The organism is Methylobacterium sp. DB0501 (genome assembly GCF_011043735.1).
GTDB classification, from domain to species: Bacteria; Pseudomonadota; Alphaproteobacteria; order Rhizobiales; family Beijerinckiaceae; genus Methylobacterium; species Methylobacterium alsaeris.
This window is the reverse complement of sequence record NZ_JAAKGV010000030.1, coordinates 1-26,204: the sequence shown is the minus strand read 5'-3', so window position 1 is coordinate 26,204 and position 26,204 is coordinate 1. Positions and strand designations below refer to the sequence as shown.

Genomic DNA, 26,204 nt, shown 5'->3' with positions numbered 1-26,204 from the left:
TTTCGCCGCTTCAAGCATCCGAATAGGGCGGCATCAGGGTTAAGGAATTCCTGACGCGCCCGGCCGCGGCGTCACCGCAATGCCCCAGCGAAAAGGTGTTTTCCGTTTTCGCCGGGCAGATCGCGCTCGACGAACGGCTGCCCGTGGACAATGAAGATGATATAAATCTCGAGTTGTTGGATGTGAGGCGATTCGATGTTCGGGTCTGACGTGCTGGAGGTCGCGATCGGCCTCGTCCTGCTGTTCCTGTTCGTCAGCCTGCTGTGTACTGCGTTACGGGAAATGATCGAGACTCTGATGAAGTCACGAGCATCCGATCTTGAACGAGGAATTGCCGAGCTTCTTTCCGAGGATGAAGATAAAAAGACGCTATCTGGCGACGTCGGCAACCTCGTCGCTTTCTACAATCACTCCTTCATTTATCCTTTATATACCGGTGCATACGGAAAAAAGGACGGAAGGCTCGATAAGTTGACGTATCGGTCCAGGCTGCCGGCCTACATTCCGTCACGCAACTTCGCGAATGCCCTGATCGACCTGGCCCGGAAGGCTCCCCCGGCTCCTTCGGTTCAGGTGTTGGCTCCGGTAGTCCCGGTGCCGTTGCCGGTCCGGCCAGTTCCGGCAAAGGACCCGGCAGACCCGGTGGCGTCCCTTCGCGAGGCGGTGGCGGCCATGCATCCGGGGCGTCTGCAAACAGTGCTTCTCATCGCGATCGACGATGCTCAGGGCGATCTCGATCGCGTCCGTCTCAACATCGAGCAATGGTACAACGCCACCATGGATCGGGTATCCGGCTGGTACAAGCGGCGAACCCAGATGATCCTGGCGGTGCTGGGGTTTGTCGTGGCTGCGGCGTTCAACATCGACGCCATCCAGATCGCCCGGAAGCTCAACACCGACAAGTCCTACCGGCAAGCCGTCGTGAGCCAGGCCGGATTGCTGCTCCAGAAGCCCAACGGACAGACGACCGAGAACCAGGCGTCCGGCGGACAGGGGGGCGAGGGACCGACGACCGGGAACCGGCCGTCCGCCGGGCAGGGGGCGGTGGGACAGAAACCCGACGGCCAGACGCCCGCCGGACAGCCGGCCGGCCTGAGTGCGAAGGAAATGCAGGACAGGCTTGCGCAATTGCAGGACAGTCTCGACAAGGCCGGCTTCCTGATGGGCTGGTCGCCGCCGCCTCAGCTGGCGACATGCGGCGACACCGGCTGCGCGAAGCCGATCTTCTTCATGGTCCTCGGCTGGCTGGTGACCGCGCTCGCCGTCACGCTGGGTGCGCCGTTCTGGTTCGACCTGCTCAACAAGTTCATGGTCGTGCGCTCGACCGTCAAGCCGGCGGAGAAGAGCGCCCCGGAGGCCTCGAAGGACAGCCAGCCGGCCTGACGCCCGCCCCCGACGAAGCGGTCACTGCTTCGTCGGGGAAAAGGAGATCCGGTGCCGCGCCGGGAGCATCGCACGCAGGCGACGCGATCGATGCTCCGGGCCGCGGCGACGACGGGCTCGCGCCGTCGGCTCAGGCCCAGGGCCGCTCGGCGAGCTTCGCCTCGTAGGCGTCGATCGACGACGCCTTCTCGAGGGTCAGGCCGATATCGTCGAGGCCGTTGAGCAGGTTGTGCTTGCGGGTGGGATCGATGTCGAAGTGCAGGGTGCCGCCGTCGGGCCCCTTGATGAGCTGGTTCTCGAGGTCGATCGTCAGCGTCGCGTTGGCGCCGCGATTCGCATCGTCGAGGAGCTTCTCGAGGTCCTCAGGGCTCACCGTGATGAGCAGGATGCCGTTCTTGGCGCTGTTGTTGAAGAAGATGTCGGCGAAGCTGGTCGAGATGATGCAGCGGATGCCGAAATCGGCGAGCGCCCAGGGGGCGTGCTCGCGCGAGGAGCCGCAGCCGAAATTGTCGCCCGCCACCAGGATCTTGGCGTTGCGGTAGGCCGGCTGGTTGAGGACGAAGTCCGGGTTCTCCGAACCGTCGTCGCGGTAGCGCATCTCGGAGAACAGGCCCTTGCCGAGGCCGGTGCGCTTGATCGTCTTGAGGTATTGCTTGGGGATGATGCGGTCGGTGTCGACGTTGACGATCGGCAGCGGGGCCGCAACGCCCTCCAGCACGGTGAACTTTTCCATGGGTCGCTTCGTCCGAGATGCGCGCCGCGCGGGGGGGTGGTCCCGCGCGGCGTCAGTTCGGAGGTGTTCTAGCAATTCGCCGATGCGGCGGGAAGCGCGAGCCGCGCCGGCGAGACCGATCTCGCGTCGGCGCGAGCGGGTCGCGTCACCGCGACCCGGACAGTTCCAGCACGTCGTCGAAGGTGCGCAGTCCCGCCCGCGGCGAGTTCACCAGCACCGCCATGTTGCCCGGCGCGTGCTGGTTCTTCCACATCTTGGTGTGTGCCTCCGGGATCTTGTCCCAGGGGAAGAGCTCGCTCATGCAGGGATCGACCCGGCGGTCGATGACGAACTGGTTGGCGGCGGCGGCCTGCTTCAGGTGGGCGAAGTGCGAGCCCTGGATGCGCTTCTGCCGCATCCAGACGTAGCGGGCGTCGAAGGTGATGTTGAAGCCGGTCGTGCCGGCGCAGAACACCACCATGCCGCCGCGCTTCACCACCAGCGCCGAGACCGGGAAGGTCGCCTCGCCCGGGTGCTCGAACACGATGTCGACGTCGTTGCCCTTGCCGGTGATGTCCCAGATCGCCTTGCCGAACTTGCGGGCTTCCTTGGTCCACTCGTTGAACTCGGGCGAGTTCACCTTCGGCAGCTGGCCCCAGCAGTTGAAGTCCTTGCGGTTGATGACGCCCTTGGCGCCCAGGCTCATGACGTAGTCGCGCTTCGACTCGTCCGAGATCACCGCGATGGCGTTGGCGCCGGCCGCCGCGCAGAGCTGCACGCCGAACACGCCGAGGCCGCCCGAGGCGCCCCAGATCAGCACGTTCTGGCCCGGCTTGATCGTGTGCGGGGCGTGGCCGAACAGCATCCGGTAGGCGGTGGCGAGGGTGAGCGTGTAGCAGGCGCTCTCCTCCCAGGTCAGGTGCCGGGGCCGGTGCATCAGCTGGCGCGACTGCACCCGGCAGAACTGGCCGAAGGAGCCGTCCGGGGTCTCGTAGCCCCAGATGCGCTGGGACGGCGAGAACATCGGGTCGCCGCCGTTGCACTCCTCGTCGTCGCCGTCGTCCTGGTTACAGTGGACGATGACCTCGTCGCCGACCTTCCAGCGCTTCACCTTGGCGCCGACCGCCCAGACGATGCCGGAGGCATCCGACCCGGCGACGTGGAAATCGGCCTTGTGGACGTCGAACGGCGAGATCGGTTCCCCGAGGCCGGCCCAGACGCCGTTGTAGTTGACGCCCGCGGCCATCACGAGGACGAGCACCTCGTCGTCGCCGATCGACCAGGTCGGCAGGACCTCGATCTGCATGGAGGTTTCCGGCGGGCCGTGGCGCTCGCGCCGGATCGCCCAGGCATACATCTTCGCCGGAACGTGTCCGAGCGGTGGAATCTCGCCGATCTCGTAGAGATCCTTCACCTGGGGCCCACCCTTTGCCACCGGTTCCAGCGCGGCGCTCGCTGCCATTGCGGACCCTCCCTTGGTATGATGCACTGCACCGCGAATTCTAGCGCCGTTCCAAAGGGCCTCAATAGCCCTTTTGGCGACGTGGCCGACGTGTCGGTCTTACGTCATGGATGACGGTCAAGCCGGGTGCGGTTACCATTGCTGCCTGCGGCGGGCATCCGGGCCTGCGGGCACAGCCGGACAACGAGGGACGAGGGCGCAGATGGGCGAGCCGGACGTCAAGCGGGACAAGCCGTGGATCATCCGCACCTATGCGGGCCATTCCACCGCGGCGGAATCGAACGCGCTCTACCGCGGCAACCTCGCCAAGGGGCAGACCGGGCTGTCGGTCGCCTTCGACCTGCCGACCCAGACCGGCTACGACCCCGACCACGAGCTCGCCCGCGGCGAGGTCGGCAAGGTCGGCGTGTCGATCGCGCATCTCGGCGACATGCGGACCCTGTTCCAGGACATCCCGCTCTCCCAGATGAACACCTCGATGACCATCAACGCCACGGCCCCCTGGCTGCTGGCCTTGTATCTCGCGGTGGCCGAGGAGCAGGGGGCGCCGTTCTCGGCCCTCCAGGGCACGACCCAGAACGACATCATCAAGGAGTACCTGTCGCGGGGCACCTACGTGTTCCCGCCGGGCCCGTCCCTGCGGCTCACCAAGGACGTGATCCTGTTCACGACGAGCCAGGTTCCGAAGTGGAACCCGATGAACGTCTGCTCCTACCACCTGCAGGAGGCGGGGGCGACGCCGGTTCAGGAGCTCTCCTACGCGCTCGCCGTCGCCATCGCGGTGCTGGACACGGTGCGGGACGATCCCGATTTCGACGAGGCGAGCTTCGCCGACGTGGTCGGGCGGATCTCGTTCTTCGTCAACGCGGGCCTGCGCTTCGTCACCGAGATCTGCAAGATGCGGGCTTTCTGCGATCTCTGGGACGAGATCACCCGCGACCGCTACGGCATCACCGATGAGAGGAAGCGCATCTTCCGCTACGGCGTGCAGGTGAACTCGCTCGGCCTCACCGAGCAGCAGCCGGAGAACAACGTCCACCGCATCCTGATCGAGATGCTGGCCGTCACGCTGTCGAAGCGCGCCCGCGCCCGGGCGGTGCAGCTGCCGGCCTGGAACGAGGCGCTCGGCCTGCCGCGGCCCTGGGACCAGCAATGGTCGATGCGGATGCAGCAGATCCTCGCCTTCGAGACCGACCTCCTCGAATACGACGACATCTTCGACGGTTCGGTCGTGATGGACGCCAAGGTCGAGGCGCTCAAGGCCGAGACCCGGGCGGAGCTGGCGCGGATCGGGGCGCTCGGCGGCGCCGTCGCGGCGATCGAGACCGGGACGATGAAACGGGCGCTGGTCGAATCGAACGCGAAGCGCATCGCGGCGATCGAGCGCGGCGAGCAGGTCGTCGTCGGCGTCAACAAGTTCCAGAACGGCGAGCCCTCGCCGCTCACCGCCGGCGACGGCGCGATCTTCACCGTCTCCGAGACGGTCGAGATGGAGGCGCAGGGCCGGATCAAGGCCTGGCGCAGCCAGCGCGACGCTTCCGCCGTCGCGGCGGCGCTCGACGAGCTGGAGGCCTCGGCCCGCGAGGGCCGCAACGTGATGCCGGCCTCGATCGCCTGCGCCAAAGCCGGGGTCACCACCGGCGAGTGGGGCGAGCGCCTGCGCCAGGTCTTCGGCGAGTACCGCGCCCCCACCGGCGTCACCCCGGAGACCGTCACCTCGGGGGCGGCCGAGGAGGCGCGGCTCCTCGTCGCCGATCTCGGCGAGCGCCTGGGCGAGGCGCCCAAGCTCGTCGTCGGCAAGCCCGGCCTCGACGGGCATTCGAACGGCGCAGAGCAGATCGCGCTACGCGCCCGCGACGTCGGCTTCGACGTGACCTACGACGGCATCCGCCAGACCCCGGCCGAGATCGTCGCCAAGGCGCGGGAGCGCAACGCCCACATCATCGGCCTGTCGATCCTGTCCGGCTCGCACGTGCCGCTGGTGCGCGAGGTCCGGTCGCGCCTGCGCCAGGAAGGCCTCGACCACATCCCGGTCGTCGTCGGCGGCATCATCTCGCCGGAGGACGAGCTGGTGCTGAAGAACATGGGCGTGGCCGCGATCTACACCCCCAAGGACTATGCCCTCGACACGATCATGGTCGGCCTCGCCAAGGTGGTCGAGCGCGCGATCGCGAAGCGCGAGGCGGAGAACGCGGAGCCGCGGCGGGAAGAAGTGTTCTGAGGCCTGCCCCGGGAGAGTTGAAGCCGGCTCTCCCGACGTTGCTGAAACCCGCCTTGTCATCCCGGGTTCTCGCTTTCGGCGAGCCCGGGACGACCCCGGCGGGCCAGCGATCGTTGGGATGTCGGATCGTGGGCCGGTCCAAGCAGGCACCAGTCTCTCTCCATCGCTTGACTGTCCGGACGACGCGCGCACACTCCCCGAACCGCGCCGGTCCAACGAGCGCGCGACGACGGGAGGAACACCATGCTGACGCGCCGCGGTTTCGCGGGGTTCGCCTCGTGCGCGATCTGCAGCCTGACCGGCTTTCTCGCCACCGAGGCCGGCGCCCAGACGCCGCCCGCCGCCACGCCGGGGGTCAAGCGCAAGATCCTGGGCCAGACCGAGGGACCGGCGCCCGGCTACGTCACCATCACCGCCGAGGTCGAGATCGAGCCCGGCGTGCTGGTCGGCCGCCACACCCATCCGGGGATCGAATCGGGCTACATCGTCGAGGGCGAGATCGAGTTGCCGATCGAGGGCCAGCCGACCCGGGTGCTCAAGGCCGGCGACGGGTTCCAGGTGCCGCCGGGCGTGCCCCATGCCGGGTCGAAGAGCGGGACGAAGCCGGTGCGCCTCGTCAGTACCTACATCGTCGAGAAGGGCAAGCCGCTGGCCTCGCCGGCGTGACGCACCGTCTGGCTGCGGCGGGAGCGGTGGGGTAGGGGTGTCTTCCCCCATCGTCCACACCCTGCCGTATGCCGATCAGCCCCCTCGTCGCCGTCCCCATCGTTGCCGTTCCCTGCGCCGCCGCCCTGTCGGCCGGGCTGATCATGCTGTTGCGGCCGCTGCTCCAGCGCTACGCCCTGGCGCGGCCGAATGCCCGGTCGAGCCATCGCGTGCCGACGCCGCAGGGCGGCGGAATCGCCGTGGTAGTGGCCGCCCTCGCGGTCGGTCTCGGGCTGGCCGGGACGGCGGGGATCGAAGCTCTGAGCCTCGCGACCGGCACCCTGGCGCTGGCGGTCGTCGGCGCCGTCGACGACATCCGCCCGCTCCCGGTCGCCCTGCGCCTGCCGCTCCAGGCGGCGGCGGTGGTGCTGGTGCTCTCAGGGGCCGGCGGACAGCTCATCCCCGAACTCCCGCTCTGGCTCGAGCGCGGCCTCGCGGTGCTGGCCGGGTTGTGGTTCGTCAACCTCGTCAACTTCATGGACGGGCTCGACTGGATGACGGTGGCCGAGATGGTGCCGGTGCTCGGCGCCCTCCTGGTCTTCGGCCTCGCCGGCCGGCTGCCGGAGCCCGCGACCCTGGTGGCGGCGGCGCTCCTCGGCGGGCTCCTCGGCTTCGCGCCGTTCAACCGGCCGGTGGCCAAGCTTTTCCTGGGCGATGTCGGCTCGCTGCCGATCGGCCTCCTCGTCGCCTGGCTGCTCTATCGGCTCGCCGGAGAGGGGGGGCTCACCGCCGCGATCCTGCTGCCGCTCTACTCCCTTGCCGACGCGACCCTGACCCTCGGCCGCCGGGCGCTCGCCGGCGAGCCGGTCTGGCAGGCGCATCGCAGCCACTACTACCAGCGCGCCACGACCAACGGGCGCTCGGTGCCGTTCGTCGTCGGGGCGGTGTTCGGGCTGAACCTCGCCCTGGCGCTCCTCGCCGCCGCGACGCTGGCAGTCCCGGGCTGGGCGATGTCGCTCGCCGCCCTCGCCCTCGGCGCCGGGCTCGTCGCCGGGCTGCTCCGCCTCTTCTCCCTGCCCGCCGTCAGGACCACCGCCGCATGACCGCTCCCCTCGTCGCCCTCACCGGCTCGACCGGCTTCATCGGCCGCCACCTGCTGGCCGCCTTGAGCGCCCGGGGCTACCGGGTGCGGGTGCTGCTGCGCCGGCCGGTGGAGCTGCCGCCGGGCATCAGCGGCGCGGTGGTCGGCGATCTCGCCCGGCCGCAGAACATGGCGGCCGCCCTGTCCGGCGCCGACGCGGTAGTGCATTCGGCCGGGCTCGCCCACGCCATGTCGGGGGCGCCCGAGGACGATTACCGGAGCTTCAACACCGAGGCGACGCGCGGCCTCGCCCAGGCGGCGGCCCGCGCCCGAGTGCGCCGCTTCGTGTTCCTGTCCTCGATCCGGGCTCAAGTCGGTCCCTCCGCCGCCGGCCCGCTCACCGAGGCCGACGCCCCGGCTCCCACGGATGCCTACGGCCGCTCGAAGCTCGCCGCCGAGGAGGCGCTGGCCGGCATCGACATCGACTACGCCGCATTGCGGCCGGTGCTGGTCTACGGGCCGGGCCAGAAGGGCAACATGGCGGCGCTGATGCGGCTCGCGCGGGCGCCGTACCCGCTCCCCCTCGGGGGGCTCGCCGGGCAGCGCTCCCTGGTCTCGGTCGAATCTCTGAGCGATGCGGTCCATGCGGTGCTGCGGGCCCCCGGAGCGATGCGCCGCCCGCTGATCGTCAGCGAGGCCGAGCCGGTGAGCGTGCCCGAGATGATCGCCGCCCTGCGCGCCGGCCTCGGCCGCCGGCCCGGCTTGCTGCCGGTGCCCGAGTTCGTCCTCGACGCGGTCTTGAGCCTCACCGGACGGGGCGAGCTGCGCGAGCGCCTCGCCGGCTCCCTGGTCGCGCGGGCGGCGGGGCTGGAGGCGCTGGGCTGGACCGCGCCGGTCGAGACGCGCAGCGGCCTCGCGGCCCTGGCGCGGGCCGGCGGCTGAGCGCAGGCCCGGAGCCGTCGGCCCGGAGGATCAATCCTCCGCGTCGTCCTCCTCGTTCTGGCGGATGCCGTAGCGATTCTCGAGGTTCACGGTGGTCCGGGGCGCCCTTTCGCCGAAGTCGCGCGGGCCAGGATCGCGCGGCCCGTCGGGGCCGAGGGCGCGGGGCTGGCGCACCGGGCGGTCGCCCTGGTCACGGCCGATGCGGGGGATGAGCTGCACGATGTCGACGAAGTCGTCGGCCTGGCGGCGCAGCTCGTCGGCGACCATCGGCGGCTGGGTCTGCACGGTGGAGACCACGGTCACCCGCACGCCGCGGCGCTGCATCGCCGCCACCAGCGGCCGGAAATCGCCGTCGCCGGAGAACAGCACCATGTGGTCGATATAGGGGCTGAGCTCCATGGCATCGATCGTCAGCTCGATGTCCATGTTGCCCTTGATCTTGCGCCGTCCGGTCGAATCGGTGAATTCCTTGACCGGCTTGGTGACCACGCGATAGCCGTTGTAGTCGAGCCAGTCGATCAGCGGCCGGATCGAGGAATATTCCTGGTCCTCGACCAGGGCGGTGTAGTAGAAAGCGCGGACCAGATTCTCGCGTGCCTTGAAATCGGCCAGGAGCTTGCGGTAATCGATGTCGAAGCCGAGAGCCTTGGTGGTGGCGTAGATATTGGCGCCGTCAATGAATAAAGCGCTACGGGGGGGATTGGGCATTATTGATCCTTAAAGGTGCGGTACGGCCGCACGGAAAGAATGACTTGCGAGAAAAGCCGCGACGAGCAAAGCACTGCCCCCTGGGAAATCAGGCGGGGGCAATCAGAGCGGGTGCCGCACACCGGACAGCGGCCGCAATAGGATCAGCTAAGGACGCGCCGACGCACCTGTCAAGCGACGGTGCGGCGGCCGAGCGGGGATAAGCGCGATTCCGTCAGGATGTCATGCGATGTCCGACCGATTGCTTCCAGCAATCCGATCGGATCCCATGCCCGAAACGAAAAATCGGCTTCGCTCGAGCGTGCAGGTCGAAGTTCCGCCGTCGCGGGCTTGCAATGCGTTTTCGGAAGGAAATCTTTCCGGAAAACGTCTCAGGCGCCCGGGAGGGCGCGGCTGCCGGGCTTCACGGCGGGAATCGCGGCAAGTTCCGGCGGCAGCTGGTCGGCCGGGTAGTTCGGGATGTCGAGGGTGACGAGGGCGACGAGCGGCATCCCGAGATCGGCCTTGCCGCCGGAGCGGTCGATCAGGCAGGCCGCGCCCACCACCTCGCCGGGCTCGGCGGTCAGGGCAGCCAGGCACTCGCGCGAGGACAGGCCGGTGGTGACGATGTCCTCGACCATGACCGCGCGGGCGCCCTTCGGGATCTGGAAGCCGCGACGCAGGGCGAAGGGCTTGCCCGGATCGCGCTCGACGAAGATCGCCTTGGCGCCGAGAGCCCGGGCAGTCTCGTAGCCCGGCACGATGCCGCCGATGGCCGGCGAGACCACGTAATCGACCCGGCCGTACCGATCCTTGATCCGCTCGGCCAGCGCCCCGCAGACCCGGGCGGTGCGCACCGGATCGGTGAAGATCGCCATCTTCTGCAGGAAGACCGCGCTGTGCAGCCCGGAGGAGAGCACGAAATGGCCTTCCAGCAGGGCGCCGGCGGAGCGGAATTCGGCGAGGACGTCGTCGGAGGTCATGGCACCTTCAGTGGTCGTTCGAGAGCATTTTTCGACGAAATGGATGCCGCTTCGTCGCAGAAAATGCGGCGAGATCAAAGACCTGGAGCGGCGTCCGATGGCAGGGCGATCGAACGCCGCTCCAGGGGCGGCACTGAGCCGGGGCTTGTGGCAGCGCCCCGGCCATCGTGCAATCCCGCCTCAGCCGTTCACCCGATCCACTCGGCTCACCACGCGCTTGGCCCGCAGTTCCGACACGATGGCGTTGAGGTGCTTGAGGTCCCAGACCGCGAGGTCGATCGTCACGTCGGTGAAGTCCTGGGTCCGGCGCTTCATCGAGATGTTGTCGATGTTGCCGTCGTGGTCGGCGATCACCTGGGCGATCTGGGCGAAGCTGCCGGGCTCGTTGATCGATTGCAGGGCGAGCCGGGCCGGGAAGCGCTGGTTGGAGGCGCCGTCCACGTCCCAGCGCACGTCGAGCCAGCGGTCGGGCTCGTTGTCGAAGGCGGCGAGCGCCGGCGACTGGATCGGGTAGATCGTCACGCCCTCGCCGGGGGTGAGGATGCCGACGATCCGGTCGCCCGGGACCGCGCCGCCATCGGGCGCGAAGCGCACCAGGAGGTCGCGGTCGAGGCCGCGGATCGGGATCGCGCCCTCGTCGGGCGCGCCATCCTTGGCGGCCCCGTCCTTGGCCGCCGCCTTGCCCGGCCAGGTCAGGCGCACCGTCTGGTCCTTGTCGAGGGACAGGCGCCCGGCGCCGTTGACGTGCGGCCGGGGCTGGCCCGGCGCCGGCTGGCTCGCCGCGGCACGGCGCTCGTCCTTGTAGTCCGGGTAGACCGCCTTCACGACGTCGCCGGAGAACATCTCGCCCCGGCCCACCGCCGCGAACACGTCCTCGGTCGATTGGCGCGCGAGCCGCGGCAGGGCGCCGCGCAGCTTCTCGTCGGAAAAGTTCTTGCCCGCCCGCTCGAAGGCCCGATCCAGGATCTGGCGGCCCAGGCCCGCATATTGCCGGCGCACCGCCGAGCGGGTGGCGCGCCGGATCGCGGCCCGCGCCTTGCCGGTGACGACGAGGGATTCCCAGGCGGCCGGCGGGATCTGGCCGTCGGCCCGGGCGATCTCGACCTCGTCGCCGTTCTGCAACTCGGTGAGGAGCGGCGCGATGCGGCCGTTGATCTTGGCGCCGACGGCGGTGTTGCCGACGTCGGTATGGACCGCGTAGGCGAAGTCGATCGGCGTCGCGCCCCGGGGCAGGGCGATCAGCCGTCCCTTGGGGGTGAAGCAGAAGACCTGGTCCTGGAACAGTTCGAGCTTGGTGTGCTCCAGGAACTCCTCGGGGCTGTCGCCCTCGGCCAGGAGCTCGATGGTGCGGCGCAGCCACTGGTAGGCGCCGCTCTCGGTGGCGAGGTGCGGGGCGCCGTCCTTGTAGAGCGCGTGGGCGGCGATGCCGTACTCGCCGATCTCGTCCATCTCGGTGGTGCGGATCTGCAGCTCGACGCGCTGGCTCTTCGGCCCGATCACCGTGGTGTGGATCGAGCGGTAATCGTTCTGCTTCGGGGTCGAGATGTAGTCCTTGTAGCGCCCCGGCACCATCGGCCAGGTGGTGTGGACGACGCCCAGCGCCCGGTAGCAGGTATCGACCTCGTCGACGATGACCCGGAAGCCGAAGATGTCGGAGAGCTGCTCGAACGCGACCGACTTGCGCTCCATCTTGCTCCAGATCGAGTAGGGGCGCTTCTGCCGTCCCTTGACGGTGGCGGCGATGCCGGCATTCGCCAGCTTGGCGGCAAGGTCGCGCTCGATGCTCTCGACCAGCCGCTCGGACTTGGCCGAGAGGTCGGAGAGGCGCTTGGCGATCGTCGCGTAGACGTCCGGCTTCAGATTGACGAAGGACAGGTCCTCCAGCTCCTCGCGCAGCTCCTGCATGCCCATGCGGCTCGCCAGCGGCGCGTAGATGTCGAGGGTCTCCTGCGCGATGCGGGCGCGCTTCTCCGCCGGCATGTGCTGCAGGGTGCGCATGTTGTGCAGCCGGTCGGCGAGCTTGACCAGCAGCACCCGTACGTCCGCCGCGATGGCGAGCAGGAGCTTGCGGAAGTTCTCGCCCTGGGCGGCGCGCTTCGAGACGAGATCCAGGCGCTTGATCTTGGTCAGCCCGTCGACGAGCTTGCCGATCTCCGGCGTGAAGACCCGGTTGATCTCGTCGAGGGTGGCGGCGGTATCCTCGACGGTGTCGTGCAGCACCGCCGCCACGATGGTGGCGTCGTCGAGCCGCAGGTCGGTGAGGATGGCCGCCACCTCGAGCGGGTGGGCGAAGAAGGGATCCCCCGAGGCGCGCTTCTGCGTGCCGTGCGCCCGCATCGCGTAGACGTAGGCCCGGTTCAGCAGCCCCTCGTCGGCGCCGGGATTGTAGGCCTTGACCCGCTCGACGAGCTCGTACTGGCGCATCATCCGCCGTTGGTCTCCTTAGGCGCGTAAGACCCGCCGGCACGCGGCCGGCGGAGGCGTCGCGGCGTGCCGGAACGGGCCGGTTGCGCTGAACGCCGACGACGCTGGTGGAGGTCCGGGCTTAAATATCGAGCCGAACGGGCGGCCGCGCCAGCCCCTAAACGTCGCGGAAGCCCCGCTTCCGCGCGGGATCGGTCGAAAAGGTCACGAAAAAACCCGGCCTCTCGGCCGGGTTCGATGCGCGTCTGGCTCTCGGGGACGACTCAGTCGCCCTCTTCCTCGGTCTCGGTCGGGGGCGCGAGGTTCTCGAGGCCGCGCAGCAGGTCCTCCTCGCTCATCCGGTCGAACTGGATGTCGTCGCCGTCGCCCGAACCCTGCGGCGCCACCGCGGCGGCGGCGGGCGAGCTGGAGAGCAGCGGGACCGTCTCGGCCTCCGGCTCGTCGACCTCGACGTATTTCTGCAGCGAGTGGATCAGCTGCTCCTTCAGGTCGTCCGGCGTGATGGTCTCGTCGGCGATCTCGCGCAGGGCCACGACCGGGTTCTTGTCGCGGTCGCGGTCGATGGTGAGCGGGGCGCCGGAGGAGAGCAGGCGGGCCCGATGGCCGGCGAGCAGCACCAGCTCGAAGCGGTTCTCGACCTTGTCGATGCAGTCTTCAACGGTGACGCGAGCCATGCGCGACCCCTTCCTTGGTCATACGAAAATCTCGGAGTACCGGCCTCCCTACACGAGATGCCGTTTTGCAACAAGCGTCGGTGGCGGATGGGGTAGTGCGAAGCGTCGCCGGGCAGTCGGTTCAATGAATGGCGCGGGTTTCGCCCTCCCCCCTCTGCGGAGGGAGGGTGCCCGGCCGAGCCGGGCGGGCGAGGGGAACCGCGCTTCCGAAAATGACTGAACCGTTTTGGAGGGCGCCAAGCCTTGAAGCGTCGCGCCGCCCCTCCCGGCGGGACTTCGTCCCGCTGCGCTCGCCACCTTCCCCCGCAGAGGGGGGAGGGAGAAACCCGCGCCATGCCTTCTTGCCGAAGTCTTCTTGCCGAACGACCCGGCCTCCGCAGAGAACCACACGAGCGATCCTGTCCGGCCGGCAGGATTCCCCCGAGCGAGGCGATGCATTTTTACGGTCCAGCCACGCTTGACTAGCGCCGGCCGCTCTGCGACTGGCGCCGCCCAATCACTGCGTCCCGCAGCCGCATCGACTCAACCCAGGGCAGGAAGCACCCCGCACGTGTCGCGCGCCTTCATCTTTCCGGGCCAGGGCAGCCAGGCCGTCGGCATGGGCTCCGCCCTTGCCCAGGACCACACCGCCGCCCGCGCGGTCTTCGCCGAGGTCGACGAGGCGCTGGGCCAGAACCTCTCGCACCTGATGTTCGAGGGTCCGGCCGAGGAGCTGACCCTCACCACCAACGCCCAGCCGGCCCTGATGGCGTCGAGCCTCGCCGTGCTGCGGGTACTGGAGGCCGAAAACGGCCTCGACCTCGCCCGCGACGTCGCGTTCGTCGCCGGCCACTCGCTCGGCGAGTACAGCGCGCTCGCCGCCGCCGGCAGCCTGTCGCTCGCGGATGCGGCGCGCCTGCTGCGCCTGCGCGGAGAGGCGATGCAGAAGGCGGTGCCGGTGGGCTCGGGCGCCATGGCGGCGCTTCTCGGCCTCGACGTCGAGGCGGCGGCCGAGGTGGCGGCGGAGGCCCGGCAGGGCGATGTCTGCGATGTCGCCAACGACAACGGTGCCGGCCAGGTCGTGGTCTCGGGCCACCGGGCGGCGGTGGAGCGGGCGGTCGCCCTGGCGCAGGGCCGCGGCGCCAAGCGCGCGGTGATGCTCAACGTCTCCGCTCCCTTCCATTGTGGCCTGATGGCGCCCGCCGCCGAGGCGATGCGCGCGGCGCTGGCGGCCGTCGATCTTCGCCCCGCCGCCGTCCCGGTGATGGCGAACGTGCTCGCCGCCCCGATCAGCGACCCGGCGGCGATCCGTGCCGCGCTCGTCGAGCAGGTCACCGGCACCGTGCGCTGGCGCGAATGCGTGGCCGCCATGGCGGCGTCCGGCGTCGACGCCTTCTACGAGATCGGCACCGGCAAGGTGCTGTCGGGCCTCGTCAAGCGCATCGCGGCGGGAACCTCCGCCACGCCGGTCGGCACCTCGGCCGACATCGCGGCCCTCACGCTCTGAGAAAGACCCCAGCATGTTCGACCTCAGCGGCCGCAAGGCCCTCGTCACCGGCGCCACAGGCGGCCTCGGCGGCGCCATCGCCCGGGCCCTGCACGGCCAGGGCGCCCACGTGGCGGTCTCCGGGACGCGGCGCGAGGCCCTGGAGGCGCTTGCCGCCGAGCTCGGCGAGCGGGTCCACATCCTCGAGGCCAACCTGTCCGACACCGCGGCGGTCGAGGCCCTGGTGCCGGCCGCGGAAGCGGCGCTCGGCGGGCTCGACGTGCTGGTCAACAATGCCGGCATCACCCGCGACAACCTCTTCCTGCGCATGAAGGACGAGGAGTGGGACAGCGTGATCGCCGTGAACCTGACGGCGGCGTTCCGGCTGTCGCGGGCGGCGGTGAAGGGCATGATGAAGCGCCGCTACGGCCGCATCGTCAATGTCGGCTCCGTGGTGGGCTCGACCGGCAATGCCGGGCAGGGCAACTACGCCGCCGCCAAGGCCGGCCTCGTCGGCCTCACCAAGGCGCTCGCCGCCGAGGTGGCGAGCCGCAAGATCACCGTGAACTGCATCGCGCCGGGCTTCATCACCTCGCCGATGACCGACGCGCTGAACGACAAGCAGCGCGAGGGCATCCTGGCGACCGTGCCGATGGGGCGCCTCGGCGAGGGCGCCGAGATCGCCGCCGCCGCGGTGTACCTGGCCTCCGACGAGGCGGCCTACGTCACCGGGCACACCCTGCACGTCAACGGCGGGATGGCGATGTTCTAGGCCGCCCAATGGCGGCCGCGGCGATGTTCTGGGCCGTCTCTGGGGATTGCCGGACACATTCCCCAGGCGGGTGGCACGGTTTCTTAACCGGAGGTGAAGCGGCCCTCGCCAGGGCTAAATCCCTGTGTTAAGCACCCGCCGGCCGTGCAAGGGGATTGACGGACCGGCCGTCCGCGGCTTTTCCACGACATGCGCGACCGGTGCTCCCGGCCGCATCACGACCTTCCCCGGGGCTCCGCCCGCACGCGGCGGCTCCGAACAGTTCCACGAGCAGTAACTTAAGGACCTACACGATGAGCGATATCGCGGACCGGGTGAAGAAGATCGTCGTCGATCACCTGGGCGTCGAGCCCGAGAAGGTGACCCCGAACGCGAACTTCATCGACGATCTGGGCGCCGACAGCCTCGACACCGTCGAGCTGGTGATGGCGTTCGAGGAGGAGTTCAACGTCGAGATCCCGGACGACGCCGCCGAGACGATCCAGACGGTCGGCGACGCGATCAAGTTCCTCGAGAAGAACGCCGGCTGATCGCCGTCGTCTTCCGCTGAAAAGGTAGTACGCTTCCGTCATGGGATCGGGTCGGGATAACGCGATGCGTCGAGTCGTCGTCACGGGCCTCGGGATGGTGTCGCCGCTGGGCAGCAGCGTCGACGTCACGTGGAGCCGCCTCATCGAGGGGCAAAGCGGTGCCGCTCGCGTCGAGGCCTTCGACGTGTCGGATCTGGCGTGCAAGATCGCCTGCTCGATCCCCCTCGGCGACGGCAGCGACGGCACCTTCAATCCCGACCGGTGGATGGAAGCCAAGGAGCAGCGCAAGGTCGACCCCTTCATCGTCTACGCGATGGCGGCGGCCGGCCAGGCGCTCGACGATGCCGACTGGCACCCGACCTCGCACGAGGACCAGTGCGCCACCGGCGTCCTCATCGGCTCCGGCATCGGCGGCATCGGCGGCATCTACGATGCCTCGGTGACGCTGTTCGAGAAGGGGCCGCGGCGGATCTCGCCGTTCTTCATCCCGGGCCGGATCATCAACCTGGCCTCCGGCCAGGTCTCGATCGCCCACGGCCTCAAGGGCCCGAACCACGCCGTAGTGACGGCCTGCTCCACCGGCGCCCACGCCATCGGCGACGCCGCGCGCCTGGTCGCGCTCGGCGACGCCGACGTGATGCTGGCCGGCGGCGCCGAATCGCCGATCAACCGGCTCTCGCTTGCGGGCTTCGCCGCCTGCCGGGCGCTCTCGACCGGCTTCAACGACGAGCCGCAGCGCGCCTCCCGCCCCTACGACCGCGACCGCGACGGGTTCGTGATGGGCGAGGGCGCCGGCGTGGTGGTGCTCGAGGAGTACGAGCACGCCAAGGCCCGCGGCGCCAAGATCTACGCCGAGGTGATCGGCTACGGCCTCTCGGGCGATGCCTACCACATCACCTCGCCCTCGCCGGACGGCGACGGCGCCTATCGCTGCATGAGCGCGGCGGTGAAGCGTGCCGGAATCGCCCCGTCCGAGATCGACTACATCAACGCCCACGGCACCTCGACGCCGCTCGGCGACGAGCTGGAGCTGAAGGCCGTCGAGCGCCTGCTCGGCAACGCCACCGACGTGGCGATGTCCTCGACGAAGTCCGCCACCGGGCACCTGCTCGGCGCCGCCGGCGCGATCGAGGCGATCTTCTCGGTGCTCGCCATCCGCGACGGCGTCGTGCCGCCGACCCTCAACCTCGACAATCCCTCGGTCGAGACCGCGATCGATCTCGTGCCGCACACGGCGCAGAAGCGGACCGTCGACATCGCCCTGTCGAACTCCTTCGGCTTCGGCGGCACCAACGCCTCGCTGATCCTGCGGCGGGTGTGACGGATCCGGTGCCGGGTCCGACGACCCGGCGTCGATTATCATCGCCGAGACCTCCAAAGCCCCTCTCGCCCGCGCGGAGGGGCTTTCTCGTCTGTGGCCGCCGGCCCGCACCGGCTCCATTTCGCCATAAAACTTGCTAGGGTCTCGGTCGCTCTCCGCCCCATCGGGCCGGCACGCGCGTCCACGGCCGGCTTCCCGGACGCGCCACGACAGGACCGCCATGTTTCGCAGATCGAAGACGCAGGACCCGGCGCCGAGCGCGCCGGAGCCGGTCAGCCAGCCGAACCGGCTCGCCCCGCGCAGCCCGAGCGAAGCCATCAAGCCGACGGCCGCGCCGCCCCCGCCCGAGAAGCCGGTGCGCGAGCGCGGCGGCCTGCTCTCCGCGGTGAGCGGCTTCCTGACCCTGTTCGTCATCCTGGGGCTCGGCGCCATCCTGGGCCTCGTCGTCCTGGAGCGTCAGACCAACGAGGCGGGGCCGCTCGCCGCCGACAAGGTCGTGGTGGTGCCCCGCTCCAGCGTCGGCGAGATGGCCGAATTGCTCAAGCGCGAAGGCGTGATCGCCCATCCGATGCTGTTCGAGCTGACCGCCCGGTTCGGCCGGAAAGCGGCGCTCAAGGCCGGCGAGTACAACTTCAAGGCCCATGCCAGCATCGACGACGTCGTCGACGTGCTGATCCAGGGCCGGCCGGTTCAGCACGCCATCACCTTCCCGGAGGGCCTGACGAGCGAGCAGATCGTCGCCCGCCTCAACGACAACGATGTGCTGACCGGCGACATCAACGAGACCCCGCCCGAGGGCTCGCTGCTCCCCGACACCTACAAGTTCGAGCGTGGCGATTCGCGCCAGAAGATCCTCAACCTGATGCGCACCAAGCAGCGCGAGGTCCTGAGCCAGATCTGGGCCCGCCGCTCGCCCGACGTGCCGGTGCGCACGCCGCAGGAGATGGTCACCCTCGCCTCCATCGTCGAGAAGGAGACCGGCCGGGCCGACGAGCGGCCGCGGGTCGCCGGGGTGTTCGTCAACCGCCTGCAGAAGCGGATGCGGCTGCAATCCGATCCCACCATCGTCTACGGCCTCGTCGGCGGCCGCGGCACCCTCGGGCGCGGCATCCTGCGCTCCGAGATCGACCGGGTGACGCCGTACAACACCTACGCGATCGAGGGCCTGCCGCCGGGCCCGATCGCCAATCCGGGCCGGGCCGCGCTCGAGGCGGTGGCGAATCCCTCGCGGACGAAGGAGCTGTTCTTCGTCGCCGACGGCACCGGCGGCCACGTCTTCGCCGAGACCCTGGAGGCGCATAACCGCAACGTCGCCCGCTGGCGCCAGGTCGAGAAGGCGAAGGCCGCCGCCGATCCGGGCTCGACGGTCGGCGTCGACAAGGTCGAGCCGCCGCAGGCCGATCCGGCGGCCCTGCCGCCGCGCACCGGCCTGCCCGGCGCCTCCGTCGCGGGCGCCCCCATGGCCTATGACGGCAGCGACGCGAGCAGCGCCCGCTCGCGCGCCTTCGACGCCTCGGAGGGGACGGCTCGCGATCCCCTGCGCAACAAGACGTTCGATCTGAACTCGCCCAAGACCGTGCCGGTCCTGTCCCAGCCCAAGGCCGGGCCCGTCCCGCGCTAAACATCCGAGCGCCCCGATGTCCATCGCCAGCATGACCGGCTTCGCCCGCGAGGCCGGGAGCACCGGGCCCGCGCACTGGGCCTGGGAACTGAAGAGCGTCAACGGCCGCGGACTCGAAATCCGGGTCCGGGTCCCGGCCGGCCTCGATTCCGTCGGCGAGGAGGCCCGCGCCCTGGTGCAGAAGCGCCTCGGCCGCGGCACCTGCCACCTCACCCTGACCCTGTCGCGGACGGAAGCCGCACCGCGGGTCAGAATCAACGAGGCGCTGCTCGCCGCCCTCGCCGAGTCCGTGACCCGGGTGCCGATGCCGCTCGGCATCACGCTGCCTTCCGTCGACGGGCTCCTGTCCGTGCGGGGCGTGGTCGAGGTCGAGGAGGAAACCGGCGACGACGAGGCCCTGCGCTGCGACCTCGCGGTGGCGGCCGGCCGGCTGGTCGAGGCCTTGGCGGAAGGGCGCCGTGCCGAGGGGCGGGCGCTGGCCGACATCGTCGGCGGCCAGCTCTCCGTCATGGCCGACCTCGTCGAGGCGGCGGAGGCCTGCCCGGCCCGTCGCCCCGAGGCGGTGAAGGCCCGCCTCGCAGCGCAGGTCGCCGCGCTCCTGGAGAGCGCCAGCCTCGATCCGGCCCGCCTGCACCAGGAAGCGGTGCTGCTCGCCGCCCGCGCCGACGTGCGCGAGGAGATCGACCGCCTGCGCGCCCATATCGGTGCCGCCCGCGACCTGCTCGCCACCGGCGGTGCCGTCGGGCGCCGGCTCGACTTCCTGGCCCAGGAACTCGGCCGCGAGGCCAACACGCTCTGCGCCAAGGCCAACGACGTCTCGCTGTCCCGCATCGGCCTCGACCTCAAGGCGGTGGTCGAGCAGTTCCGCGAGCAGGTGCAGAACGTCGAGTAGGGGTACCGGGGCGATTGTCCCCGCTTCGTCGTCGCCTCCCCGGTTGCGCGTCGGCCGGACGGACGGCATTGGGGGTGGACTCGAATCGGATGGCCGGCCCGCGCCGGCCGCACCGCGTCGCCCGGGCCTTTCCGGGCGAGGCCGGCCAGAGGGTGAAGCAACGCGATGGGATCGACCGTGGGCTCCGAACTCCTGACCACACCGGTGGCGCGCCGGGGCCTGGTGCTGATTCTCTCCTCGCCCTCGGGGGCGGGCAAGACCACCCTGACCCGGGCCCTCGCGCAGCGCCCCGAATGGGGCCTTGAACTCTCGGTCTCCGTCACCACGAGGGTGCGCCGCCCGTCCGAGATCGATGGCCAGCATTACCGCTTCATCGACCGGGACGCCTTCGAGCACTTGCGCGAGCGCGACGACCTGCTCGAATGGGCCGAGGTGCACGGCAACTATTACGGCACGCCCCGCAGCCCGGTGGAGCGGGCGCTGGCCGCCGGCCGCGACATGATCTTCGACATCGACTACCAGGGCACCCGCCAGGTGCGCGCCAAGCTGCGCGACGACGTCGTGACCATCTTCATCCTGCCGCCCAGCATGGCCGAGCTGCGCCGCCGCCTCGAGCGCCGGGCCGAGGATTCCGCCGAGACGATCGAGCGCCGGCTGCTCAACGCCCGCACCGAGATCGAGCGCTGGTCGGAATACGATTACGTGCTGGTCAACGACGATCTCGACCGCTCGTTCAAGACCCTGGAGGCGATCCTCGCCGCCGAGCACCTGCGCCGCGAGCGTCAGGTCGGCCTCGCCGGCTTCGTCGACGGCCTGCTGGCCGAGACCGCCGATTCCCGGGATAATCATTCCTAGAGCTGGCGGGGAAAGCCTGACGCACCGGAACGAATCGTCCGCGATCGATGTTTCCGGGACGTCACTTCCGCGACGTCGCCCCCCGCGCCGTGCCGGTCGGCCAGAGGGAAACGGCGATGCATGAACCGGCCAGCCGAGATTTGACCTGCGACGTGGCGATCATCGGGGCCGGCACGGCGGGCATCGCCGCGCATGGAGCGGCTACAAGGGCGGGCGTCCGCGTCGTGCTGATCGAGCGCGGCCCCGGCGGCACCACCTGCGCCCGGGTCGGCTGCATGCCCTCCAAGCTCCTGATCGAGGCGGCACGGGCCGCCCACGACGCCCGCGAGACGCGGGCCTTCGGTCTCGCCGCCGGCGAGGTCCGGGTCGACGGGCATGCGGTGATGCGGCGGGTGCGAACCTTGCGCGACGATTTCGTCGCCTCGGTCTGCGCAGGCCTCGACGACATCCCGGCGGAGCTGCGGGTTTCCGGCACTGCGCGCTTCGCCGACCCGACCACGCTCCTCGTCGACGACCACACCCGGATCACCGCCGGGGCCGTGGTGATCGCCACCGGGTCGAGCCCGAGCCTGCCGGCGCCCCTGCGGCCGGTGGCCGACAGCGTGCTGACCACCGACACGCTGTTCGAGATCGAGACGCTGCCCGACTCCCTCGCGGTCCTGGGGGCCGGCCCCGTCGGGCTCGAACTCGCCCAGGCGATGACCCGCCTCGGCGTGCGGGTGACCCTCCTCGATCCCGCCGGCGCGGTCGGAGGCATCCGCGACCCGAAGGTCGCCGCATGCGCCGCGTCGCTGCTCGGGAACGAGATCGATCTTCGCCTCGGCGCCACGGTCGAGTCCGCCGAGAGGGTGGGCGACGAGGTGCGCCTGACCTGGCGACTCGAATCGGGCGAGCAGGGCAGCGGCACCTTCTCCCGCGTTCTCGCCGCCGCCGGGCGCCCGCCGAACCTCTCCGGTCTCGATCTCGCCGCCGCTGGAATCGAGAGCGACGAGGACGGCCTGCCGGACTTCAACCCGCGCACGCTCCAGTGCGGCACCGCCCCGGTCTTCATCGCCGGGGACGCCAATCACGAGCGCCCGGTGTTGCACGAGGCCCAGCGCCAGGGCTGGGTCGCCGGTGGCAACGCCGCGCGCTTCCCGCAGGTCGAGGCACCGCCGCCCTGGCCGGCCTTCGGCCTCGTCTTCACCGACCCGCAGATCGCCGCGATCGGCGAGGCCTTCGATGCGGAGTCGGCCCGCGACTGGGTCGTCGGCGAGGCCTCGTTCGCCGATCAGGGCCGCGCCCGGGCGATGGATCGGGCTGCCGGGCTGATCCGGGTCTACGCTGCGCCCGACGGCCGCCTGACCGGCGCCGCGATGATCGGGCCCGGAATCGAGCATCTGGCTCACCTGATGGTGATCGCGGTGCAGGAGGGCTGGACGGCCGCGACCTTCCTCGACCGCCCCTTCTATCACCCGACCCTCGAGGAAGGTCTCTCGAGCGCCGTCAAGGCCGTGGCCGAGCAGACCGGAGGTACGCGGTGACGTTGCGCGATCCGAGGGGCCGGGGACCACGCGTTGCGGTTCCGTTCAGGGTAGGAAGTCGTTAAGGTGCGCCTCATGTCGCCGGACGGTTGGCCGGACGCACGGCCGTCCCGGGCCACCGCTCCCCTGGAACTACAGTGACCCTTCCCGACCCGAACACGGCTCCGACGATCGATCTGGACGCACTCGCGCCGCGCGATCTCGACGCGCTGCGCCAGGGCGTGATCCAGATCGACGGCGCCGGCATCATCCATCGCTACAACCGAGCCGAGAGCGCGTTCTCGGGCCGTGCGCCGGAGCGGGTCATCGGCCGCAACTTCTTCACCGAGGTCGCGCCCTGCACCCATCTGCCGCATTTCTACGGCCGCTTCCGTGAGGGCGTGCGGCGGGGCCGGTTCGACCGCCCGTTCTCGTTCGTCTACGGGTTCGACCCGCGGCCGATGCAGGTGCGCATCACCCTGCGCCACGCTGCGATGCCCGACCGCTACTGGCTCATCACCGAGCCGGTCGAAGCCCTGGAGCCGGGTCATCGGCGCGAGGCGGTGCAGGCGGCGGTGAGCCAGCGGGTCCGGGCCGAGCCGGTCGACCCGCGGCTGTGCGAGCAGGAGCCGATCCACATCCCCGGGGCGATCCAGCCCCATGCCGTGCTGGTCGCCGCCGAGGTCGACACCCTCACGGTGACGGCCTGCAGCGGCAACGTACTCGACGCCCTCGACCGGGATCCCCTCGGCCTCGACCTTGCCACTCTGCTCGGCACCGACCTCGCCGACCGAATTCGCGACAGCCTGCAGGGCGAAGCGGTCGATCCCGGCCGCACCGTCCGCGCCCGCGTCGTGCTGCCCTCCACCCTCGGCCTGCCGGTCGAGGCGGTGGCCCACCGCAACGGTGACCGCATCATCGTCGAACTCGAGCTGGCGCCGGCCCACCCGGAGGATTTCCGCACCGCGAGCCAGCTCGACACCGAGCTGGCGATCGGCCGCCTGCGCGGTGCCGCCACGCTGGAGGAAGCCGCCGCGGTCGCGGCGCGGGAGACCCGGGCGCTGACCGGCTTCGACTGTATCCTGGTCTACCGGTTCGACCCCGACTGGAACGGCGCCGCGATCGCCGAGGACAAGGACCCGACCTGGACCCGCAGCCTGCTCGGCCTGCGCTTCCCGGCCTCCGACATCCCGGCCCAGGCCCGCGCGCTCTACACCCGCTCGAAGAGCCGCTTCGTCATCGATCGCGACTACGTGCCGGTGCCCCTGGTGGCGACGCCGGCCACCGCCAATGCTCCCGTCGACCTCACTTTCGCCCAAGCGCGCAGCCTGTCGCCGATCCACCTCGAGTACCAGCGCAATCTCGGGGTGAACGGCTCGATGTCGGTCTCGATCCTGGTCGAGGGCCGGCTCTGGGGGCTGATGATCGGCCATCACCGCAAGCCGCACTACGTCGCGCCGGAGACGCGCGCCGCCGCCACCGTGCTCGCCGACGCCTTCGCGATGCGGGTCTACGAGCTTGAGAGCCGGCGCCTGTGGCAGGAGCAGCAGGCCCACCTCGCGCTCGAAAGCGAGCTGGTGCGCGAGCTCGCCCGCTCCGACGATTTCGTCAGCGCGCTGACCGAGAACAGCCACACCCTGCTCGACCTGTTCGGGGCCGGCGGCGCCGCCACGGTATCGAACGATTCCGTACGCAGCCTCGGGAAGAGTCCGCCGGCAGCCGCGATCCTGACGATCGCCGCCTGGCTGCGCGCGACGCTGCCGCCGGGGAGCAGCAGCTACGTCACGGCGGAATTTGCCGCCGCACACCCGGCGAGCGCGCCCTACGCCGAATGCGCCAGCGGCCTCATGGCGGTCTTCGTCGATCCGGAGCGGCACCACCTTCTGCTGTGGTTCCGGCCGGAAGTCCCGAGCACGGTCACCTGGGGCGGCGACCCACGCAAGCCCGTCCTCGCCGGCAGCGGACCGGTGGCAGTGCTGCCCCGGCGCTCGTTCGAGCGCTGGGTCGAGGAACGCCGCGGCGTCTCGGAGCCGTTCGCCCCGTGGCAGGTCGACATCGCCGAGGCCCTGGCCCTTGCGGTGGAGGGCGTCGTGCTGCGCCAGCGCCGCAAGATCGCCGAGCTGACCGGGCTGCTGGCCGACAAGGAACGCCTACTCGCCCAGAAGGATCTGCTCACCCGCGAGATCGACCACCGGGTCAAGAACTCGCTCCAGATCGTCTCGGCCTTCCTGCAAATGCAGCGCCGCCAAGTCACCGATCCGGCCTCGCAGGCGGCTTTCGCCGAGACCGCGGCCCGGGTGATGAGCGTGGCGCGGGTCCATGACAGCCTCTACCAGGCCGAGAGCGTCGAGGAGGTCGATCTCGGCCAGACGATCGAGAACCTCTGCGCCGACCTCGCCGGCATGGCAGGTGAGGGGCACGCCGTCGATCTCGATGCCGAGCAGGGCCTGATGGTCCCTTACCGAAAGGCGGTCGCGCTCTCGCTGATCGCGACCGAGCTCATCACCAACGCTTTCAAATACGCTTTCGCGGAGAGCGGCGGCCGCGTCGCCGTGAGCGTCACCGGCGAGACAGAGGGACGGGTTCGGCTCTCGGTCTGCGACGACGGCCAGGGGCTGCCCGCCGGATGGTCCGACGCCCCGGCCCGCGGCACCGGCCTCGGGATGAAGCTGATCCGGGCGATGCTCGACCAGATCAACGCCCGCCTCGAGGTCGAGAATCGCCCCGGCGCCTGCTTCACGGTCACGGCGTGAGCGAGATCCCGTTGAACGACATCGTTGTGACCGACATCCTGGAACGCCTGCGGGCGGAGACGCGGGAGGCGCACGAAGCGATCGAGCGCGATCTCGCCTGGGAATCCCGTGTCACCACGCGCGACGGCTACCGCGCGCTGCTCGCTCGATTCTGGGGCCTCCACGTGGTGCTGGAGCCCGCCCTCGCCGACGTCCTGGACGACCCGACCTTCTTCGATCCGCGCCGGCGCCTCGGCCATCTCGCCGCCGACCTGCGCCTCCTCGGCCTCGACGACGCGGCGATCGAGGCGCTGCCGCGAGCCTCCATGATTCTGCCGTCCAACCGCGATCAGGCGTTCGGCGCGCTCTACGTCCTCGAAGGCTCGACTCTCGGCGGACAGGTGATCGCCAAGCAGATCGGGCGGCAGCTCGGCCTCTCGCCGGATCATGGCTGCCGCTATTACGCCGCCCACGGCCGCGAGACCGGTCCGATGTGGAAGCGGTTCCGCCAGCGCCTCACCGAGGAGGCGCGAGCCGGCGACCCTGACGTCATCGTCGCCTCGGCGACCCGGACCTTCGACGTGATGCGCCTCTGGCTCTGTGCCGCCCCCCTGCCGCTATCGCCCGTGCCATTCCCGGACGGGGAGGGGAGGGGGCCTGTCGCAAAAGGTTCGCAGCGGGGTTGACGGGCCGGAGCGCCGGCCATATACCCCGCTCATCGGCGCCGGCCGCGACAGCGGACCGGGCGCTGAGCCATCTTCGAGACAGTCCGGGCCGGCGAGCCTGACCTTGGTCAGGTGCTGGTCCCGTCGTCGCCGATGATACCCCGGTTTTCAGCCGGGTCGCTCTTTGACAAGTTCATACGAGAAAGAGAAGCGTGGACGGCGTCGTCCCTGCGGATCCTGCCTCTGGGTGGGATCGTGAGTAGGATGATGCTGGTCTGACGTTTCGGTGCTCACACGATTGGTGGAAACGCCGATCGGTCGTGAGCCTCCGTTTATGTTGTGATCAGCTTTGATCAGCTCTTCAACTTGAGAGTTTGATCCTGGCTCAGAGCGAACGCTGGCGGCAGGCTTAACACATGCAAGTCGAGCGGGCATCCTCGTGGTGTCAGCGGCAGACGGGTGAGTAACGCGTGGGAACGTGCCCTTCGGTTCGGAATAACTCAGGGAAACTTGAGCTAATACCGGATACGTGCGAGAGCAGAAAGGTTTATCTGCCGAAGGATCGGCCCGCGTCTGATTAGCTCGTTGGTGAGGTTATGGCTCACCAAGGCGACGATCAGTAGCTGGTCTGAGAG

General features: G+C 69.9%; 21 protein-coding genes and 1 rRNA gene. 16 read left to right on the top strand and 6 right to left on the bottom strand.

Going from position 1 to position 26,204, the window contains the following annotated elements; translation table 11 throughout:
- Nucleotides 1-195: 195 nt before the first annotated feature.
- Nucleotides 196-1,383, top strand: a complete 1,188-nt coding sequence (locus tag G4G93_RS31250) for a hypothetical protein (protein ID WP_165090891.1) — start codon at nt 196-198, stop codon at nt 1,381-1,383.
- A gap of 130 nt (nt 1,384-1,513) precedes the next feature.
- Here G4G93_RS31250 and leuD read toward each other — a convergent pair whose 3' ends face one another.
- On the bottom strand, nt 1,514-2,116 hold the full coding sequence (gene leuD, locus G4G93_RS31245) for a 3-isopropylmalate dehydratase small subunit (RefSeq protein ID WP_165090888.1): 603 nt from the start codon (nt 2,114-2,116) through the stop codon (nt 1,514-1,516).
- Between the two features lie 145 nt (nt 2,117-2,261).
- Nucleotides 2,262-3,557, bottom strand: a complete 1,296-nt coding sequence (gene ccrA / locus G4G93_RS31240) for a crotonyl-CoA carboxylase/reductase (RefSeq protein WP_165090885.1) — start codon at nt 3,555-3,557, stop codon at nt 2,262-2,264.
- Between the two features lie 202 nt (nt 3,558-3,759).
- On the opposite strand from ccrA, the gene G4G93_RS31235 reads away from it, so the two are divergent.
- The 4 genes from G4G93_RS31235 to G4G93_RS31220 all read left to right on the top strand — a co-directional run bounded on the left by G4G93_RS31235 (nt 3,760) and on the right by G4G93_RS31220 (nt 8,446).
- A complete protein-coding gene (locus G4G93_RS31235; RefSeq protein WP_165090882.1) occupies nt 3,760-5,778 on the top strand; it encodes a protein meaA in 2,019 nt (672 codons plus the stop codon).
- Between the two features lie 243 nt (nt 5,779-6,021).
- Nucleotides 6,022-6,444, top strand: a complete 423-nt coding sequence (locus G4G93_RS31230; RefSeq protein WP_165090879.1) for a cupin domain-containing protein — start codon at nt 6,022-6,024, stop codon at nt 6,442-6,444.
- A gap of 68 nt (nt 6,445-6,512) precedes the next feature.
- Nucleotides 6,513-7,526, top strand: a complete 1,014-nt coding sequence (locus G4G93_RS31225; RefSeq protein ID WP_165090877.1) for a glycosyltransferase family 4 protein — start codon at nt 6,513-6,515, stop codon at nt 7,524-7,526.
- Nucleotides 7,523-8,446: an NAD-dependent epimerase/dehydratase family protein gene (locus tag G4G93_RS31220; RefSeq protein ID WP_165090874.1), complete on the top strand. Its 924-nt coding sequence runs from the start codon at nt 7,523-7,525 to the stop codon at nt 8,444-8,446. The genes G4G93_RS31225 and G4G93_RS31220 overlap by 4 nt, the downstream gene beginning before the upstream one ends.
- Nucleotides 8,447-8,476: 30 nt before the next feature.
- Here the strand turns inward: G4G93_RS31220 and G4G93_RS31215 are convergent, their stop codons facing one another.
- The 4 genes from G4G93_RS31215 to rpoZ form a co-directional block, all read right to left on the bottom strand.
- Nucleotides 8,477-9,154, bottom strand: coding sequence for an NYN domain-containing protein (locus G4G93_RS31215; protein ID WP_165090872.1), 678 nt, complete (start codon nt 9,152-9,154; stop codon nt 8,477-8,479).
- 371 nt (nt 9,155-9,525) lie between these two features.
- Nucleotides 9,526-10,116, bottom strand: coding sequence for an orotate phosphoribosyltransferase (pyrE, locus tag G4G93_RS31210; protein WP_165090869.1), 591 nt, complete (start codon nt 10,114-10,116; stop codon nt 9,526-9,528).
- A 180-nt stretch (nt 10,117-10,296) separates the two neighbouring features.
- On the bottom strand, nt 10,297-12,543 hold the full coding sequence (locus tag G4G93_RS31205) for a bifunctional (p)ppGpp synthetase/guanosine-3',5'-bis(diphosphate) 3'-pyrophosphohydrolase (protein WP_165090866.1): 2,247 nt from the start codon (nt 12,541-12,543) through the stop codon (nt 10,297-10,299).
- Nucleotides 12,544-12,803: 260 nt separating this feature from the next.
- Nucleotides 12,804-13,214 carry a DNA-directed RNA polymerase subunit omega gene (gene rpoZ, locus G4G93_RS31200; protein ID WP_048436834.1) on the bottom strand — a complete coding sequence of 137 codons (411 nt, stop codon included), beginning with the start codon at nt 13,212-13,214 and terminating at the stop codon, nt 12,804-12,806.
- A 550-nt stretch (nt 13,215-13,764) separates the two neighbouring features.
- Here rpoZ and fabD point away from each other — a divergent pair.
- The 11 genes from fabD to G4G93_RS31145 form a co-directional block, all read left to right on the top strand.
- The gene (fabD, locus tag G4G93_RS31195; RefSeq protein ID WP_165090863.1) at nt 13,765-14,700 is read left to right on the top strand and encodes an ACP S-malonyltransferase; all 936 of its coding nucleotides are present in this window, start codon (nt 13,765-13,767) and stop codon (nt 14,698-14,700) included.
- Nucleotides 14,701-14,713: 13 nt separating this feature from the next.
- Nucleotides 14,714-15,451: a 3-oxoacyl-[acyl-carrier-protein] reductase gene (gene fabG, locus G4G93_RS31190; RefSeq protein ID WP_165090860.1), complete on the top strand. Its 738-nt coding sequence runs from the start codon at nt 14,714-14,716 to the stop codon at nt 15,449-15,451.
- A gap of 293 nt (nt 15,452-15,744) precedes the next feature.
- Nucleotides 15,745-15,981, top strand: a complete 237-nt coding sequence (locus G4G93_RS31185) for an acyl carrier protein (protein WP_048430877.1) — start codon at nt 15,745-15,747, stop codon at nt 15,979-15,981.
- A 64-nt stretch (nt 15,982-16,045) separates the two neighbouring features.
- The gene (gene fabF, locus G4G93_RS31180) at nt 16,046-17,302 is read left to right on the top strand and encodes a beta-ketoacyl-ACP synthase II (protein WP_165090857.1); all 1,257 of its coding nucleotides are present in this window, start codon (nt 16,046-16,048) and stop codon (nt 17,300-17,302) included.
- Nucleotides 17,303-17,522: 220 nt separating this feature from the next.
- A complete protein-coding gene (gene mltG / locus G4G93_RS31175; protein ID WP_165090854.1) occupies nt 17,523-18,923 on the top strand; it encodes an endolytic transglycosylase MltG in 1,401 nt (466 codons plus the stop codon).
- 16 nt (nt 18,924-18,939) lie between these two features.
- Nucleotides 18,940-19,815, top strand: coding sequence for a YicC/YloC family endoribonuclease (locus G4G93_RS31170; protein WP_165090851.1), 876 nt, complete (start codon nt 18,940-18,942; stop codon nt 19,813-19,815).
- Between the two features lie 165 nt (nt 19,816-19,980).
- The gene (gmk, locus tag G4G93_RS31165) at nt 19,981-20,670 is read left to right on the top strand and encodes a guanylate kinase (RefSeq protein ID WP_165090849.1); all 690 of its coding nucleotides are present in this window, start codon (nt 19,981-19,983) and stop codon (nt 20,668-20,670) included.
- Between the two features lie 116 nt (nt 20,671-20,786).
- Nucleotides 20,787-22,193 (top strand): dihydrolipoyl dehydrogenase, encoded by a 1,407-nt coding sequence (locus G4G93_RS31160; RefSeq protein WP_165090846.1) that lies wholly within the window; start codon nt 20,787-20,789, stop codon nt 22,191-22,193.
- Between the two features lie 137 nt (nt 22,194-22,330).
- Entirely contained in the window at nt 22,331-24,925 is a 2,595-nt protein-coding gene (locus G4G93_RS31155; protein WP_165090844.1) for a histidine kinase dimerization/phosphoacceptor domain -containing protein, read from the top strand.
- Between the two features lie 11 nt (nt 24,926-24,936).
- Nucleotides 24,937-25,590, top strand: coding sequence for a biliverdin-producing heme oxygenase (locus G4G93_RS31150; RefSeq protein ID WP_206290126.1), 654 nt, complete (start codon nt 24,937-24,939; stop codon nt 25,588-25,590).
- Nucleotides 25,591-25,931: 341 nt separating this feature from the next.
- Nucleotides 25,932-26,204: ribosomal RNA gene (locus G4G93_RS31145) — 16S ribosomal RNA — on the top strand; the annotation flags it as partial.